Below are 15632 nucleotides of genomic sequence, written 5' to 3'. Positions count from 1 at the left end.
TTGTCAGGCAGTGGCGGACTCTCGTGCCACTTGCCTGAGGATTTGTTCGTATTCCTTGACGGATAGCGATCCGGACACCAACTGACGACCGTTCAGCACCATGGCCGGGACCGAGTTAATCCCGCACTCAAGGTAAAAGCTCTCAAGTTCACGGACCTCGAGAGCGAACGCCTCGCTGGCCAAAATCTCTCGGGCGCGGGTGGTTGAAAGTCCCGCTTCACCGGCCAGGCGCACCAATGTTTCGTGGTCGCTGGGGTTCTCGCCATTGGTGAAATAAGCCTCGATCAGGATTTTCTTCAGCGCGACCTGGCGGCCTTCCTGCACGGCCCAGAGCAAAAGGCGATGGGCATCGAAGGTGTTGTAGAAATGACTGCGCTTTTCCAGGTCGAACTGAAAACCGATGGCTTTGCCGCGCGCGACGATCATTTCATTGCGCGCGGCGACTTCTCGGCGCTGCGCCCGTATTTGCGCATCATGTGCTTGATGGCGTGCTCGCCCTCGGCCGGCATGTCCGGGTTCAGTTCGAACGGCTTGAAGGTCAGTTCTACGGCAACCTCGCCGGCAACATTGGCGATGGCTTGTTCCAGCGCCGTGGCGCTGAGTGCGCACCAGGGGCACACCACATCCGACACAAAGTCGATACGGACGGGGAAAGTCATTTCTTCGACTCCGCCAGCTGTTGGCGGTACTCGGTGGTGGTAATTCCGGCATAGCCCCAGTTATCGGTGTCGACCTCTTCAATGACGATATGGGTGAGGTGCGGGTCCTTGTTGAGGACTGTTTGCATGGTTTTGGTGATCTCGGCGATGACTTGGGATTTCTGTTCTTTGGTAACGCCGTCGCGAGTGATACGAACGCTGATGAAAGGCATGGGATAAGTCTCCTGTGGGCGCCCCATCGACATGATGAGGGGAGCAGTGGGATGGACTTTAGAGTGTTGCGTTCAGGGGATAAATCAGGGGCGGAGAACATCACTTATAACGCGGTGTAATCAATACAACTGGTGGCTTTGCAGAAGGTAAATCGCCCTCCCTGGCTGCAGGCGCGGGGAGGGCGAATGCTACGGCGGGAGGAATCAGTTCTGCGCTTTGCTCATGCGGGTAAATAGCTCGGTGGGTACTTTCTTGCCGTTGGAAATGTACTGGTTGGTTCTGAACTTGTAGACCTCACCTTCCGAAAGAAAACCATCGTGGTTGGTGTCCATCGCTTTGAATTCTTCACCGCCCTGAGGTGCCACAGCCAGCAGCTCTTTAAGAGAAACGAGGCCATCATGGTCGGTATCTGTGCGAGCGAAAGAGTCGTCCCCACATTTGCCTTCACCGCACTTGCCCTCGGCAGTAGCGGACTTGTCGCTGGCTTCGCTGGCGCCGCATTTGCCTTCGCCACACTTGCCTTCGCCGGTTTTATCGGCCGATGCCAGTTGGTAGCCTTGGGGCAATGGCTCAACAGCAAAAGCCGCAGACGATGCCAGGCTCATGCCACCGGCTAAGGCAATTGCGGCCAGGCCGAGACTGGTTTTGTTCGACATTGGTTTACGGTACATAGTGCTTCTCCAGATGCTTTGCGCGGCGAGGCCGCGATTCATGTCACGGGGCGGATAGACCCTCAAGGAAGCTCGAGGCGAAGGGCGCAAGCGTCTTCCACTTCGACAGAGCGACCTTATTCGGGCAGGCCTATTTAGCGGGAGTCATGTATCGGCGATGTATCGGCGAGAGGAGCATTTGTAAGCCAATCCCAAGACTTCGCGTTTGGGTACATAGAGATACAAAAACCGACCTCAGCCTTTGCGCGTCAGTCAGGACAACAGCTTTAAACGGGTGTCGCTGCTACCCCGACGGCAGCTTGCGCATGCAGCTGGCGCAGCAGAACCAGTGCGTCAGCGACGAAGCCGGTCACGTCTGAAGCACCAGCCTCCGCAGCCAAAGCGTGCAACTGCGCTCGACCATCCATGTCAGGGAACTGCTCGATCCGCTGCAACAAACGGAACGCGAGAGGGCTGACCTGGGAGAATTGCACCTGGCCACTCTGCACACGGCTGATCAGCAGCAACGTCGGTTGTTCTGGCGGTTCAGAAGGCAGATGACCTGGCCCGAGACGATGTACGGCCCAGGTGTAAGCCAGCGGCCAGACGAGCGGGGAGAGCCTGAGGGGGCGGTCGAGTAAGTGCGCCGCATCACTGGCCTTTAACGGCGCAGCGTCCAACTGTTGCAGCGCCATTTCCACCCACTCGTAATGCGCCAATTCAGGCAAGAACGGGTACCAGGGGTGTTCGTGATCAGGCGAGTCCTCCAGGCTCGCTACGAAGTCTACAAACTCACGAGCAATTTCTCCGAAGCGTGGCGTTTGCGCGCGGTAATCACGCAAAAAACGTCGCACCAGCGCACGCCAACCGGCATCACCCAGCACGGCAACCAGCACCGGAAACGTCCCACCCAGCAACCCCAACAGATTGTTCAACACCAAGTTGAGATAGACCTGCGCTCTTGCGGGATTCATCTGCGCAGGCGGCGCATAACTGTCCGGGTCACGCAGGTAACGGGTCAGCGCGAGCTGCTGACTGTGCAGACTTGAAGTGGAGTCAGCCATCGACAGTCACCCGCGCCAAAGCACCCGCGTCGCGTTGCAAGCGCTTGATGATGTTCAACTCAGCCACCAGTTCGTCGTAGGACGGAAAGTTGAAATCGCGCTCCAGCAGGGTTGGCTTCACGCCGAAAAGGTCATAAGCCTGCCCCAGCAATGACCAGACTACCGGTTTGACCGACGCACCATGGGTGTCGATTATCAGGTCCTCGGCTTCGTCATAATGGCCAGCCACATGCATGGCGACTACGCGTTCTGGTTCCAGGCCGGCGAGGAAAACCGCTGGATCAAAGCGGTGGTTGACTGAGTAGACGTACACATTGTTAACGTCGAGCAACAGGTCGCAATCGGCCTCGCGAAGCACTGCATTGGTAAAAGCAAGTTCGTCCATGTCCTGATGAGCAGCGGCGTAGTAGGAGACGTTTTCTACAGCAAGACGACGACCGAGAATGTCCTGTGCACGGCGGATGCGCGCAGCAACGTGATGAACTGCCTCCTCAGTGAATGGCAACGGCAGCAGGTCGTAGAGATGTCCATCGTCACTGCAGTAACTCAGGTGTTCGCTATAAAACGGCACGTTGAAGCGATCGAGAAACCCGCGGACTTGCTCAAGAAAAGATTCGTCCAGCGGCGCACTGCCACCCAGCGAAAGTGACAGACCATGGCATGACAGCGGATAACGTTCAGCTAGCATCTGCAGGGCCGCTCCATGCGCGCCGCCGATGCCGATCCAGTTCTCTGGAGCAACCTCTAGAAAATCGAAATCACCGACTGGAGCGTCACGAAGCGTGTTGAGCAGCACACGGCGCAACCCGAGCCCGACGGTCGCCGCAGGGGGAAGCTGTGGATCTAAATGCGTTGATGATGAAGTGTTCGTTTGCATGAGCTAAATACTCCGATTCGACGTCTGAAACGCCCGATCCACGCCACCTCCACGGTCACCTATGGCAGCCGGGCGGGCATGGATCGGGCGGTTGAAACCCGCCACGGTTCTGCTCAAACGAGGTTGATCACCACGTTGATGTTGTTCCGCGTCGCTTTGGAGTACGGGCATGTCTGGTGTGCGGTATCGATAAGGTCTTGAGCGACTTCTCGATCCAGCCCGGGAAGGAAGACATTGAGGCGAGCCTGGAGGAAATACGCACCATCTGTTGTGCCTAGATCCACTTCGGCGTCGACGGCAAGGTCACCCGGGAGGGTGACTTTCAGCTTGCTCGCCGCAATCCCCATCGCGCCGATAAAACAGGCCGACCAACCTGCGGCGAACAACTGCTCTGGGTTGGTACCGGCGCCAGAGGTGCCAGGCGACGACAGCTTTATATCCAGTCGGCCGTCGTCACTGACGGCGGTGCCATTGCGACCACCCGAGGAGGTATGGACTTTGCCGGTGTACAGCACTTTATCAATATGGGACATGATGAAACTCCTGATTACTAGTGGGGTTGAGAGCGATAACCTTGGTGAAGCGATAACACTCAGCGTGCATTCAAGCGCTTGAGATACCGACCGATGAATGCATCCAGGCTCAGCTTGCCGGCGCCTGTGAACACGAGTGGCAGAAGTGCGACGAGATAGATCAACGGCAGCTTGAAATTGCCGTAGCCTTTGTTGCTGATGGAGTACCCCATAGCCAGTTCGCTCAACGTCGACCACTCTGCTGGCCAGTGAACTGCGGCAGTTGCCACGACGGTGACCACTATGAGGATCAGTGCCGAAAGGCGTGTTCCCAGGCCTACAAGCAAAGCAATGGAACAGAGCAGCTCTGCCCACATGGATAACTGCCAATTGAACGTAGCCGGCAGCTGATTGAAGGGAAAAGGAAAGGCCCCTTGAATGCTGGGGAACCAGTTCTCACCGTTCCACTTTTCCCATCCCGCTTCAAAAAACTCCCAGGCCAGAAAAACGCGCAGGCTTAACGGCGCGATCCAGTCTCCAGCACGATCGAGATTAAGGTGCAGCCGATTCAAGACCGATGACGGATTTGTTTGCATTGGTTTAATCCTCCAACTTGTCGTCAAGAAAGTGGAAGCCGTTCAGGTGCTCCCAATGACAGGTGTCAGGCACAGGAGCACTGCGCTGGCCGTGAGCGCAGTTCATCGTGCTGGTGTATCTCGCTTGTGTCTGAGGGGGCGGGAAGATCAATGTTGTGTAACGTGTTTGCGTCCGTACACACTTGGATACAGAGCGATACCTGTGGAAGGCGCTATTTTGGAGTTGGGATATACGATCGGCTGCGTTCTGCCGGTGACTGGCAGGAGGATTTCACAGGGCGAATGAAAGTCGCAGATGTGGGGGGCGAGGGCGTGGAAATGACTGTTGAATGAGGGGGCACGCCAGGTGCCCACCTTATCTGTCTGGAACCGCCTAAGGGATCAAGCGCATCTCCCGCAGTTTGTCGAACACGTCGAAAAATGCCTGATCGCTCGCCTGGTAGGCAGTGAAGCCCATCAGGCGGCTTTTCGACATATCCGTGACCACTTCGATGGGGCGGCCAAGGTCGGCATCGGTATGCCATGGGGAAATCAGGCGACCGATATCGGATTCTTTCAAATCGTGTTCGGCGACTATTTGCGTCCAAACGGCTTCATCGTCCGCCATCTGCTTCTCTAGAGGCGAGGGTGACGCAGGATAGTCAGCAGCAGGCAGGTCGAAGTATTCGGCAATTCGGCTCCACATCCATTTCCACCGGAATACATCGCCATTGGTGATATTGAATGCCTGATTTGCCGCAGCCGGCGTGGTGGCCGCCCACAGTTGCTGTTTCGCCAACTGCCGCGCATCGGTCATGTCGGTGAGGCTGTCCCACTGCACCCTGGATCCGGGAAACACAAAAGGGCGATTGGTGTGTTTGCAAATCGAGGCATAGACGGCGAGCGTGGTTGCCATGTTCATCGCGTTGCCCACGGCCACCCCGGTGACGGTATGCGGGCGATGCACGCTCCAGGTGAAACCGTCCTTTTCCGCAGCGGCGAAGAGTTCGTCTTCTTGGGCGTAATAGAAATTCTCGACCTCCAGACGACCCTGTTCTTCGCGAAACGGTGTCTGCGGCAGGCTGCCTTTACCATAGGCTTCGAACGGGCCGAGGTAGTGTTTCAGGCCGGTAACCAGTGCTACGTGTTTGACGCTTTTGGCTGGGCGAATGGCGGCGAGGACGTTGCGTACCATGGCCGCATTGACGCGAATGTTCTCGGCCTCCGTGGCTTGCCGCGACCATGTAGTAATGAACACATGCGTGGGTCTCACATCCCTCAGGGCCTGTTCCAGAGAAGCAGGATCCTGAAGGTCTGCCGCGACAGGGATCACGCCGTGCGCTTGCGATGGATGTCTCGATAGCGCAGCGACTTGCCACTGGTTGTCGATGAGTAACTGGGTGATGGCGCTGCCGACAATGCCGCTGGCGCCCACGACTAGAGCTGTCTGGGTCATAGGTTTCTCCTGGATTTGAGTTTGGGAGTCCTGCTGAGCAACAGAGGTTCAACCTGAAAATCCGTTAGAGTGCGCGCTACTCCCCGTTAAAGCCTGTGAGAAAAATGACTCGTCCGCTGTTTGTCGCTCTGGATGGCCCCAAAGGCGTCGGCAAAACCTCGCTGTTGGAGGCCGTCACTGAAGTCCTGAGGGCAGACAACCAGAAAGTCATCCGACTGTGCGAGAAAAAAAGCGACCCGTTCAGGGGCGAGACAATGCATCTGGTGAATCAACTCGTCCGACATCCTGACCGGGATCTGGAACTGGACGTTTGCCAACGCCTAGCTGATAGCCGCCGCTGGATTTCCCGAAACGTGCTGACCAAACAACCCGCCAACAGCATCATCCTGATCGATCGCTGGTACCCGTCCGATGCGGCGTTTCGCCGGATAGTCCCGTTTGCTGAAATCCTGCAATTAAACCGTGATCGCAACGTTCAGGTGCCCGACCTGCATGTTGGCGTGGTCACGGCGGCGGAGATTTCGTGGGCGAGGGCGGGGGCGCGACGGCGTGGCTTGAGCAGTACTGTGCTTCGCGGTCTGGAGGAGCATGTCGACTGTACCCAGGATTTTGAGCAAGCCGCTGCCGATCAGGGTTGGTTTATTTGCCGCAATGAGGGAACGATCGAGGAGGCGACGGGGCGGGTGGTAGGGGAGATTAATCGGGTGATGAGCCGCCTGCGCGTTCCTTAGCGCCAGTCCCTCAAGGCAGATCACGGTCGACTAAGACAGGCAGCGCGGAAAGTGCCATTGCACAAAAAAACGGGGCTCCAGCGTTGCGAATATGTGCTGGAGCCCCGTATTTATGGGCTATCAGTCGAAACTCAGTTCCTGAGTCTTGATGTGATTGGCCACTGCGCCAGAGATGGCGTCGAAGATTGCTTTTTCATTGTTGCTGTAGACCTCCATGTCGAGATCCAGGGTAATGGCAGCGCTGCGGATCAATACACCTTCATGGTGGTAGCTGACAAACAGTGAGTGCCAGTCTGTGAATTCCACATCCAACACGAGGTAAACCACTGTCACCGAAGCCATGCCCTGGTCGTTCTTGATGGGGCCAAAGGCGACAGTCGTGCGGCCGTCCTTAGTGCTGGCCTTGTTCCACCAGAAGGTCATGAAGTCGTGGGTGCCCGAATCGTTGGGATCCTTGGCCAAGAGCGTCGCGAGCTGCTTGAAACTCTCGAGTTCCGTCGCTCCCAGATACGTGCCAACGATGGTGGTCAGCAAACTACCGATGTCCACGTCACCTGAAGAGACATCCTGCCTGACCTGGCCGCCACTCGCTGCCTTTACGGTAAAGCCCAGATCGGTCAGTTGGTAAACCACAGCATCGAACCATTGCTTCGTCTGCAGATAGTCCGTATTGGTGATGTCCACGCCCTTGTTTTTCAGGACGGCGCGCGCAGCCCCCTGTGCGTAGAGGTTCAGGTGGGAGTATGCGCTGACCTGCTCCGGGGTAGCATCGGTCATGGCATAAACCAACTGCGAGTCGATGGCTGTGGCGTCGATTGTCGTCGTAGTTCCACCGGTTAGTACGCTGCCCAGCTTCGGCGGCGCAAGGGCAGGCCAAGCGCAGGTGATGATCCTGCTCGTAAACCCCACACCATCGCGAAGATAGGCTTGACGAGAGCGCCAGTCGGGATGGGAAGTGCGGTCGATAGTGAAAGGGACGTCACGCAAGCCTTCGGGAGGGTTACCTATGGACTTGTCGATTGCCACGTTGAGTCTCTTCAGAAGCCCGTCGCACTCGCATTTCGCGAAAACATTCAGATGGTAGTTCAGGCCTTCTGTGTTGGTGACTTGCACGTGAGCACCAGCCCCCAGGGCCGCTTGGCAAGTTGAGATGTTCCGACCGAAAAGGCTGAACGTTTTCTGGGACTCGAACTTCACTTCTACATCAGCTTTTGCAGATTCCTTAGTGCACATGATGATCTCCAGCTCATACCCAGGCGTCATTGCTTGGGCATCTAGAAGTTATCAATATCGGCCCCTTCGTGAAGCTCAGTCGGTTGAGCAGGGCTCACGAATTGCCCTGAAAATATTGCGTGGCGCTCAAGGTGCTGGAGTAGTCACTTCATCAAGAAACTTGGCGAGGTTACGAACATCGTTGTCGGCCATTCTTTCAATCACGTCCGCGAGCGTTTTGCGATGCGGCGCGTCATGCATGGCGCCGAGCGAGTGCTGTCCACGGCCGAGCAGAAGCCAATCGGCATTGACGTTCAGCTCGACGCACAGCTTGGCGAAGTTCTCCATACTGATTGGCTCTGAACGAAACCACCGACTGAGGGCGCTGTCCGTCACACCGATTCGGTGTGACAGCGCGTAGAGTTTTGGAAACCCACGAAGGGTATATGCGAACTGAAGTCTCTCGCCGTAGCTTTTGATGCCATGCATTTCCATATCTTTCTTCGTCCTTTACTCGGAGAGGCATCGAAAGCTTCAGAAGTCCGCAGCCTCTCCGGGTTTAAGGCGGGTGAAGCCCCCAAGAGCGAATCGAGTGTGGTGAGAGGCACATGTCAGCGCGCCAACGATTGCTCTCGGCCATGCTAAAGACGAACTCATGTGCAGTGATATGAACTTTGCCGACTGAGAGCTCAGGTAGGTGTCCGGCCAAGGTGATTTTCTGGTTCGAGCGATTATGGCCTGAGCGCCAGCCAACGACTTGGTTTGCGAGGCTGAGGCGCTATGGGGATCGGTTTCACCGCGCGCTTAAACAGATATCTCAGCGGCCGTTAACAACCTTGAAGAGTGATCGCACGTCGGTGAGTGCGCACACGGTCAAGCGGTTGGACTCCGCATCCGTCTGCATACGCGCGAGCTTATCGGTTTGGTTGGTACGCGTTGCGTTCAGGTTGGTTGGGAAAGGATCCTGATGAGACGCTGTGGGTCAGCCCAACATGGGAGGTTTATGAGCGGTGGTGCTTTGTAACTGTAGTCTCACAGCCGCAACGTCAGTTTCCTGAACTCGTCTGGAGTCGTGAATATCGATCGATGGGTTTAAAAGAAATCGTGTGGCGGGGAATAGCGGCTGATGTGACCGTTGAAGCATGTTACCAAGTCCGATGCCCAGCGATTGATCAACCTGCGCATCGCGGTTTTCAAAGCATATCGCGAGAGCGATATCCGGACATCGTCGTGACGTTGGACTCGCCTTCGACGAAGCGCTTCTTGGTTTTCGATGCGAAGTATCGCAGCGCCCGCGCCAGCCTCCTGGATGCAATGGAGTCAGCGCACATTTATCACGACAGTCTCCAGTGGAAGGGCATCAAGCCTGACGTTTCATTGCTGCTGATACCTAGGGCAGACAAAGTAACGGCGCTTATCAGCCCGACTTATCATGCGGACTATGGGGTCGGAGCCTGGCAAATCAGTGCAGAATCAGAAGGGGAGGCACTGGGGATCGAACTCAAACGAATTCTGAGTGCAATACCAATCGCGGCCGCTCCAGCCCGTACAATTGCTATTGGAACGGCGAAGTAATCGATTACGCACAGTAGCGCTAAACTCGCTGACAATCCCGCAACCCGAAATAAAGTCGTCGGGCTCCAGGCGTATTGGTTCGCGACGCCGGTGCAAAGGACTCGATCAAACTGCGCTGGTCTTGACGACTCTTCCCGAGATCACCTGATTACGTTCAGGTTCACAAGCGGCAATGTTTTCGATCTTCAAAATCGTTCAGCGCTGGTGGACAATCCGCGCTCTGTTCCGGGGTAGTTCAGCGGTAGAACACTCGGCTCTTAACCGGGTGGGCGCTGGTTCGAATCCAGCCCCCGGACCCACAACATCGCAGGCTCGGAAGGACTCATGCTCAGGGACGATAGGGAATCGAATGCGAATGCCGGCATAGGTGCCGGCTATGCAGCCTTTCAACTGTCTCGGGCACTCGCTGCATCGGGCCTCGACGATAACGGACAGACGAGCAAGCGCATCGAGCGCTGGCGCAATGTAATCGAGCACATATTGCAGGGATCTGCGTCGTATGGCTCACGAACTCCATTCGCGGATGTGCCTGAGTGGGTCACGCTGGAAGTCGTCACGGGAGGTTTCGCCACTGGGCAGTACATGGCCGGTGGCGCACTGACCGAGTACGAGCGACATTTGGCTGCTTCGATTCCTGGTATCCGTCCTGGCTTCGAGCGACTCGATCTCAACACTTGGCACCTTACGGAGGAGGGGATTGAGGTACTGCAAACGAAGCTGGCGAGCGGGGATTATCGAATCGAGGTGCCAGAAGAAGCTGCACTGCTGACGGTGGCCTGGTTGCTGGGCCAACAACGTACAGAGAACGCATGGGACCTGGTTGAAGCGATAGCGCCTTTCTTTGAAGAGCTGCGATTCTTTCCGATGGCTTCTGACGGTTCGCCGCTTTCAGCAGGGCAAGTGCAGGTTTTTACTGTCGGTGATGTCAGAACCGTGCTTTCAAACCGCCCAGCACAGACGCGTCTGGCAGCGCAAAAACATGTCGTCGAGACTCGCTTGCCGCTCTACGATGCGGCGGTGTCGCTTTTCCTTTTGACGTATCAGGATGATTGGCCTTGTCGCCGGTACCCCGAGGGCTGGTTTGAGCAGGCGAATATTCTGAAGCGGCAGTTCGATGCTTCTTGCCCCAGCGCTTCAGGTGAAGCTGAAAGCTCAAGGGATCGGGCAGGGGAGTTGTTTGCATTGCTGGGGAGTTGCGCTAGCGATGCGGCGTCGCTTACGGGACGGCAAGTCGGACGAATTCGCAGGATCGTCGACGATTTCGTACGCAAGCATGGTCATCCCGAATCCGAATCTCATCAAAAGCACAGAGAGTCTCAACGCAGTCACGTGTCCTCACCCGGGCACCATCTATTTGCTAAAGCGGTTGCCGCACGTCTGAGCAGGTATCCCGGTTCGGACGGAGTTTCCGACTTTTCATCTCTGCTGCAACCCGTTACCTGCGAAGAAGCGACCGCATATTCGCTGTTAACAGGTATCGGCATTCCTACTGATATTCGTCGACGCGTCGAGCGGTGTCGAACGGGCACAATTGCCGAGCTGATCGATAAGGGATTGATTACATCCGGGGATACCGTGGCGCGGCTGCTGCCAGCGATAACGGCTGAGATCTGCAGTGCAGGATTTCGCGATATGTCGCTGCGGATGCTCTCTGTAGCAACCTATCGCGCCTTTCGACAACGCCGCTCATTGTTGCTGTTGGATCTGCAAAGTCAGGTCAGGATGAATGAATTGCCGTGGGTGGCGGCTGTTGAGGACCAGCGAGAAACGGACGCGGTGGTCGCTGACGCAGCCAGACAGGTCCTGATCGAATGCGCAGCGATGACTCTTTGCGCTTTTCCTCAAGCGATCCTGCCCAACAAACTCATTCAGGAATTTGCTGCGCTTGGTGCGATGGCCAAGCTGGATCTGCCTTTTGTTGAAGAAGTCGCCTCGGACATTTTCATGGGCGCTTTCTCGAACAAGTACATAAGAGCTGCCAGGCAGGCGGCATCTTTGACAGGTGGCACGCTATACGCCAATTACTACGACATTGATGCAAGCCAATTGGCGATGCTTCCTGATCAACCGAAATCCAGGCGGAAAAGGTTCTCCAGACCTGACGCTAGTTCCAGGGACGCATTGGCCAGATTGTGCTCCCAGCGGGCTGATGCGGGCCTGGGGACATGGCGACCGGCGACTAACGGGAAAATCATCGAGCAACAACAGATCCTGACGACGCAAAACCTTGCGCTGTTGTTTGGTGAGCTCGGGTTGAAGGCGCTGTTGCAGTATCGCCTGGCTTCGATGGCCGAGGAATGCTTCAGATGGATATGCGTACGCCAGCAGATGAAGTTGCGGTTTTATCACTCCAGCCTGGTGGTGATCAAAAATACGGCTTATGCCTGGCGGCAAATGGTCTTTTATCTAGCGATGCTAGATGAGGCAGAAATGCGTTTCGCGATTGAACGTATCGAAGCTCATTTCGCGATTCAGCCTAGTGCATTTCGTGAAAGGTTTCTGCCGGCGATTAGAGGATTGCGAGTAGCGGCTTCTGGCGCACCGTTGACCGAGGCTCGCCAAGCAAGCGAAGGTGCTCAGGTTTTTATCGGATGGACTACCGAGAGACATTGGTTGTTGAAGCAGCAAACGAATGGCGTTGCTTAGACTGAGAGGTTGGGAGTGGTGGATCTGATATCTAAAGCCTGAGGCCATTCGCATACATGATTTAACATAATATACATTACACGTAACAAGATGTTACAGGGTTAGCGTGGTTGCCCGAGAGATTTGAATCTGCGCTGTCGCGATCAGTGATTCACCGGACAATAATTATTGATTCACCGGAATCCTCTAGAAATCATATACCTGTGGATCTAGCCTCAACCTACATCTAGAAATTGCAAATGACCCCCTACGCATAAAATATGGGGCGGCTCCAGGTGCTCCTGTGGCTCTCATCGCGATGCTAGAGCGGTTGGAGCCCAGAGCGATACAGAAAAAATGCTAAATCACCGGAAAAAAACGTGGTGGAAAAAGAATGTTAAATCGCCGGAATATTTGCCCTTGAAGCGTGAAAAAGGGATTACGTGGGGATTTTCGGAGGCGCAGAGGCAGTATTTAGGCAAGGTAAGGTGCTCGTCGACCCGATTTTAAAGCCAGAAACGCATTTTTTAATCACCGGAAAAAAGAAAAAAAACCTCTAAATTATCGGAAATAAGCTTCATTTTTTACCAATAAAAATTCTGATGCGCCCGTAATACTTGGGTTGCGCAAGATTTTTAACTCGCCGGAAAAAAGTGAAAAAAATGATGAATCCTCGGAATTGGTAATCATCAGCGGGCGTAAATGGTTCGAGAGCCGATAGTCGTCTATTCAGCAATCAAGTGATTGCAATACCGTGTAAAACTTAATAGATAAATCGATAATATATGTACGATGTAATGATGAAGTTCGGGTACGCCCGGCGTGATCAGCACTTTCCTATCCGAGCGTTGTGATTCCTAAGTAATGAAAAATAGTACGGCATTGATGTGCTATCTCCTCCTCGATACCATCCGTCTGATGATCGCGAAATCGGAACCAAGGTTAATTACACTAAACGGTCATTTAGTGTAGTTAACGTATTTTCGACGACGATCGACGCACTTACCCTGCTCCGTTAGAAGTCTACCGCCGCCGACAGCAGATACGTCCGCGGCGTCGAAAGCGTCAATCCCGGCTCACTATCATCCGAGGCACCCGCCGAGCTCCAATAGCGTTTATCCAGCACGTTTTCGACATTTGCGCGCAAGGTGATCGTCTTCTCGTCCAACTTGAAAGCATAGCGTGTGCCTACGTCGAACCGTTCCCAGGAGTCGATTTCCTTATCATTCGCCTGATCCAGATACTGCGAACTCGAATAGATTGCACGACTGGTCAATGTCAAACCCTGCACAGTCGGCACGTCCCACTCTGCACCAAGGTTGACGTTGTATTTCGGTGTTGCCGGTGCGCGGTTGCCGTCGAATGTGCCGTTGGTGGTGTGGGTCAGTTCGCTGTCGATATACATCACCCCGCCGAGCAATCGGAAGCCCTTCAGCGGTTCGCCAAACACGCTCAGTTCTACGCCGTTGTTTTCGCGTTTGCCGTTCGGGCCGAAGACTCGTGTGGTCGCATTGGTTTCGTAGGCAGGTTGTTTGATGCGGAACACCGCTGCCGTCAGCGCGTATGAGCCGGCGTCGTACTTGGCGCCGACTTCGACCTGGCGGCTGATGAATGGCGGGAAGATTTCGTCTTCGTTGATCGACGTCGATGGCGCGATCTTGCCTTGGCTCAGACCTTCCATGTAGTTGGCGTACAGCGATAATTTGTCAGTTGCCTTGAACAGAATCCCGCCCGACGGCGAGATTTTCTCCTCATCGTAGGCCGTGTCGCCCTTGATACCGTCGCTCCAGTCATCGACTTTGACCCGCTGCCAGCGCGCCCCCAAAGTCAGCAACAGACGATCGTCGAAGAAACCGAGCGTGTCGGACAAGGCCACGCCGCTGAAGCGATTTTCGGTGTAGACCTTGGCGTCATTGCGGGTCGGCGTGCCGGGTCTGGCTATTTCCACCGGGTCGTAGAGATTGCTGCGCCCGGCCGCGTAACGGGCGCCGCCGTTTTCGAAGTCCATATAAAAGTAGTTGGCCGCCACGTTCACTTCATGGCTGACCGGTCCGGTCTGGAACCAGTTGCGCACCCCAGCGGTAGCTGTACGAACGTTTTCGTCGCGAGTGAAGTCGCGCGGCTGGACGCTGAAGTCGCCGGCGTCATTGGTCACTGAAACCGCGTGGCGCAAGAAGTCGTGATTGCTTTTGCGTGCGCCGACGCCGCCATACAGCATGACCGAATCGCTGACATCGAACTCGCCGTTGAGCGTGCCGAAAGTGTCTTTGGTTCGCGCCCGGCTCCAGGGTTGCGCATAGTTGTCGCGCACATCATTGGCGTTCGGCACCTTGGCATTGGCGGCGACTTGCACGCGTTCCTGCGGTGCGTCGGTGTCGCGCTCGGTGTGGCCGATATCGGTGGAAAGTCGCAAGCGTTCACCACGGAAATCCAGACCGAGTACTGCCATGTCGCGATCGACGCTCTGATGATCCCATTCGGTATCGCCGGACTGTTTGACCCCGTTGAAGCGCACCCCGAATTGATTGTCTTCGCCAAAACGCCGTCCGACATCCACCGCGCCGCCGACTTGATTGTTCGAGGCGTAATTGGCTGTCAGCGAGGTGATCGGCTTGTCGGTCGCGCGTTTCGGCACGACGTTGATCCCCCCTCCTACACTGCCCCGTGGCGAAATCCCGTTGATCAATTGGCTCGGGCCTTTGAGGATGTCGACGCGATCGGCCATTTCCATATCAATCGTGTAAGTCGGCAAGATTCCGTAGAGGCCGTTGTAGGCAACATCACTGTTGAACAGGCTGAAACCACGAATGGTGAATTGCTCATAGCGGCCACCGGCAGGGTTGGTGGCGCGTACCGAAGGGTCGGTACTGATCAGATCGCCGAGCGTGCGCGCCTGTTGGTTTTTCACCGTTTCGCTGGTGTAGGTGGTCATGCTGAACGGGGTTTCCATGAAATCCCTGGAACCCAACAACCCTTGCGAGCCACGCCGCGCGACCTGACCGCCAGCAAACACGTCGGCATCGGCTGAACCGCTCGCGCCGAGAATCGATGTCGGCGCAAGTTGCAAGGTGCTGCCTTGCGCTGCGGGCACCAGCGTATAAGCCTGATCGCCGACCGGTTGCAGCTGCAACCCCGAACCCAGCAACAACCGGCTGAACCCCTCCTCCACGCCATATTCACCGGACAAACCATTGCTGTTGCGGCCGCTGACCAGTGCCGGATCCACCGAAAGATTGACGCCGGCGAGACCGGCGAAGCGCGTCAGCGCTGTACTCAGACTACCGGCCGGCACCTGATAACTGCGGCGAGTGCCATCGTCGGCCCAGCTCGATTGGATCAACACGGGGCTGGCACTCAGGCTCAGCAAAAGGCTCAACTGCAACAACGGACGCAAACGACCTGGAAATACTGCGGGCATTGGAAGAAGCTCTCGATTTTGTTCACTTGCCTGGAATGACCAGCGAGGCGAAAAAAAGGGACAGG

General features: G+C 55.8%; 14 protein-coding genes, 1 tRNA gene and 1 pseudogene. 5 read left to right on the top strand and 11 right to left on the bottom strand.

Annotated features, from left to right (window positions below; genetic code table 11):
* Positions 1–3: 3 nt before the first annotated feature.
* From ACZ9BE_RS11505 to ACZ9BE_RS11470, 8 genes and pseudogenes are all read right to left on the bottom strand, one after another.
* Positions 4–659: pseudogene (locus tag ACZ9BE_RS11505) on the bottom strand (DsbA family oxidoreductase).
* Positions 656–871, bottom strand: coding sequence for a tautomerase family protein (locus ACZ9BE_RS11500; RefSeq protein ID WP_024012974.1), 216 nt, complete (start codon positions 869–871; stop codon positions 656–658). The pseudogene ACZ9BE_RS11505 and the gene ACZ9BE_RS11500 overlap by 4 nt, the downstream one beginning before the upstream one ends.
* Positions 872–1075: 204 nt before the next feature.
* Entirely contained in the window at positions 1076–1543 is a 468-nt protein-coding gene (locus ACZ9BE_RS11495) for an HvfA family oxazolone/thioamide-modified RiPP metallophore (protein WP_041480354.1), read from the bottom strand.
* A gap of 266 nt (positions 1544–1809) precedes the next feature.
* Positions 1810–2586, bottom strand: coding sequence for an HvfC family RiPP maturation protein (locus ACZ9BE_RS11490; RefSeq protein ID WP_476249431.1), 777 nt, complete (start codon positions 2584–2586; stop codon positions 1810–1812).
* Positions 2579–3463, bottom strand: coding sequence for an HvfB family MNIO-type RiPP peptide maturase (locus ACZ9BE_RS11485; protein WP_476249430.1), 885 nt, complete (start codon positions 3461–3463; stop codon positions 2579–2581). Before ACZ9BE_RS11485 ends, ACZ9BE_RS11490 begins: the two co-directional genes overlap by 8 nt.
* Before the next feature lie 113 nt (positions 3464–3576).
* Complete coding sequence (locus ACZ9BE_RS11480; RefSeq protein ID WP_476249429.1) at positions 3577–3996, bottom strand: organic hydroperoxide resistance protein; 420 nt, start codon at positions 3994–3996, stop codon at positions 3577–3579.
* A 59-nt stretch (positions 3997–4055) separates the two neighbouring features.
* Positions 4056–4571: an HvfX family Cu-binding RiPP maturation protein gene (locus ACZ9BE_RS11475; protein WP_095180030.1), complete on the bottom strand. Its 516-nt coding sequence runs from the start codon at positions 4569–4571 to the stop codon at positions 4056–4058.
* Positions 4572–4944: 373 nt separating this feature from the next.
* Complete coding sequence (locus ACZ9BE_RS11470) at positions 4945–6006, bottom strand: SDR family oxidoreductase (RefSeq protein ID WP_375123718.1); 1062 nt, start codon at positions 6004–6006, stop codon at positions 4945–4947.
* A gap of 104 nt (positions 6007–6110) precedes the next feature.
* Between ACZ9BE_RS11470 and ACZ9BE_RS11465 the strand changes: the two genes are divergently transcribed.
* Positions 6111–6737, top strand: a complete 627-nt coding sequence (locus ACZ9BE_RS11465) for a dTMP kinase (RefSeq protein ID WP_476249428.1) — start codon at positions 6111–6113, stop codon at positions 6735–6737.
* Positions 6738–6857: 120 nt separating this feature from the next.
* Here ACZ9BE_RS11465 and ACZ9BE_RS11460 read toward each other — a convergent pair whose 3' ends face one another.
* Positions 6858–7970 carry a hypothetical protein gene (locus ACZ9BE_RS11460; RefSeq protein ID WP_236168815.1) on the bottom strand — a complete coding sequence of 371 codons (1113 nt, stop codon included), beginning with the start codon at positions 7968–7970 and terminating at the stop codon, positions 6858–6860.
* A 126-nt stretch (positions 7971–8096) separates the two neighbouring features.
* The gene (locus ACZ9BE_RS11455; RefSeq protein ID WP_162245413.1) at positions 8097–8438 is read right to left on the bottom strand and encodes a helix-turn-helix domain-containing protein; all 342 of its coding nucleotides are present in this window, start codon (positions 8436–8438) and stop codon (positions 8097–8099) included.
* 221 nt (positions 8439–8659) lie between these two features.
* Between ACZ9BE_RS11455 and ACZ9BE_RS11450 the strand changes: the two genes are divergently transcribed.
* The 4 genes from ACZ9BE_RS11450 to ACZ9BE_RS11435 all read left to right on the top strand — a co-directional run bounded on the left by ACZ9BE_RS11450 (position 8660) and on the right by ACZ9BE_RS11435 (position 12170).
* Complete coding sequence (locus tag ACZ9BE_RS11450; RefSeq protein ID WP_353956547.1) at positions 8660–8917, top strand: DUF2357 domain-containing protein; 258 nt, start codon at positions 8660–8662, stop codon at positions 8915–8917.
* 118 nt (positions 8918–9035) lie between these two features.
* The gene (locus ACZ9BE_RS11445; protein ID WP_460061358.1) at positions 9036–9524 is read left to right on the top strand and encodes a nuclease domain-containing protein; all 489 of its coding nucleotides are present in this window, start codon (positions 9036–9038) and stop codon (positions 9522–9524) included.
* A gap of 224 nt (positions 9525–9748) precedes the next feature.
* Positions 9749–9823 (top strand) — tRNA-Lys (locus tag ACZ9BE_RS11440).
* A gap of 25 nt (positions 9824–9848) precedes the next feature.
* On the top strand, positions 9849–12170 hold the full coding sequence (locus ACZ9BE_RS11435) for a hypothetical protein (RefSeq protein ID WP_460160897.1): 2322 nt from the start codon (positions 9849–9851) through the stop codon (positions 12168–12170).
* A 994-nt stretch (positions 12171–13164) separates the two neighbouring features.
* Here ACZ9BE_RS11435 and ACZ9BE_RS11430 read toward each other — a convergent pair.
* Positions 13165–15567 (bottom strand): TonB-dependent siderophore receptor, encoded by a 2403-nt coding sequence (locus tag ACZ9BE_RS11430; protein ID WP_476249427.1) that lies wholly within the window; start codon positions 15565–15567, stop codon positions 13165–13167.
* Between the last annotated feature and the right edge of the window lie 65 nt (positions 15568–15632).

The organism is Pseudomonas sp. TE9122 (assembly GCF_056278925.1).
The sequence above is the reverse complement of the archived record's forward strand: the minus strand, read 5'-3'. Positions and strand labels throughout refer to the sequence as shown.

Excerpts from the sequence above, each read along its gene's own strand:
- ACZ9BE_RS11500 (WP_024012974.1), bottom strand. The coding sequence starts at position 871 with ATGCCTTTCATCAGCGTTCGTATCACTCGCGACGGCGTTACCAAAGAA.
- ACZ9BE_RS11495 (WP_041480354.1), bottom strand. The coding sequence starts at position 1,543 with ATGTACCGTAAACCAATGTCGAACAAAACCAGTCTCGGCCTGGCCGCA.
- ACZ9BE_RS11490 (WP_476249431.1), bottom strand. The coding sequence starts at position 2,586 with ATGGCTGACTCCACTTCAAGTCTGCACAGTCAGCAGCTCGCGCTGACC.
- ACZ9BE_RS11485 (WP_476249430.1), bottom strand. The coding sequence starts at position 3,463 with ATGCAAACGAACACTTCATCATCAACGCATTTAGATCCACAGCTTCCC.
- ACZ9BE_RS11480 (WP_476249429.1), bottom strand. The coding sequence starts at position 3,996 with ATGTCCCATATTGATAAAGTGCTGTACACCGGCAAAGTCCATACCTCC.
- ACZ9BE_RS11475 (WP_095180030.1), bottom strand. The coding sequence starts at position 4,571 with ATGCAAACAAATCCGTCATCGGTCTTGAATCGGCTGCACCTTAATCTC.
- ACZ9BE_RS11470 (WP_375123718.1), bottom strand. The coding sequence starts at position 6,006 with ATGACCCAGACAGCTCTAGTCGTGGGCGCCAGCGGCATTGTCGGCAGC.
- ACZ9BE_RS11465 (WP_476249428.1), top strand. The coding sequence starts at position 6,111 with ATGACTCGTCCGCTGTTTGTCGCTCTGGATGGCCCCAAAGGCGTCGGC.
- ACZ9BE_RS11460 (WP_236168815.1), bottom strand. The coding sequence starts at position 7,970 with ATGTGCACTAAGGAATCTGCAAAAGCTGATGTAGAAGTGAAGTTCGAG.
- ACZ9BE_RS11455 (WP_162245413.1), bottom strand. The coding sequence starts at position 8,438 with ATGCATGGCATCAAAAGCTACGGCGAGAGACTTCAGTTCGCATATACC.
- ACZ9BE_RS11445 (WP_460061358.1), top strand. The coding sequence starts at position 9,036 with ATGGGTTTAAAAGAAATCGTGTGGCGGGGAATAGCGGCTGATGTGACC.
- ACZ9BE_RS11435 (WP_460160897.1), top strand. The coding sequence starts at position 9,849 with ATGCTCAGGGACGATAGGGAATCGAATGCGAATGCCGGCATAGGTGCC.
- ACZ9BE_RS11430 (WP_476249427.1), bottom strand. The coding sequence starts at position 15,567 with ATGCCCGCAGTATTTCCAGGTCGTTTGCGTCCGTTGTTGCAGTTGAGC.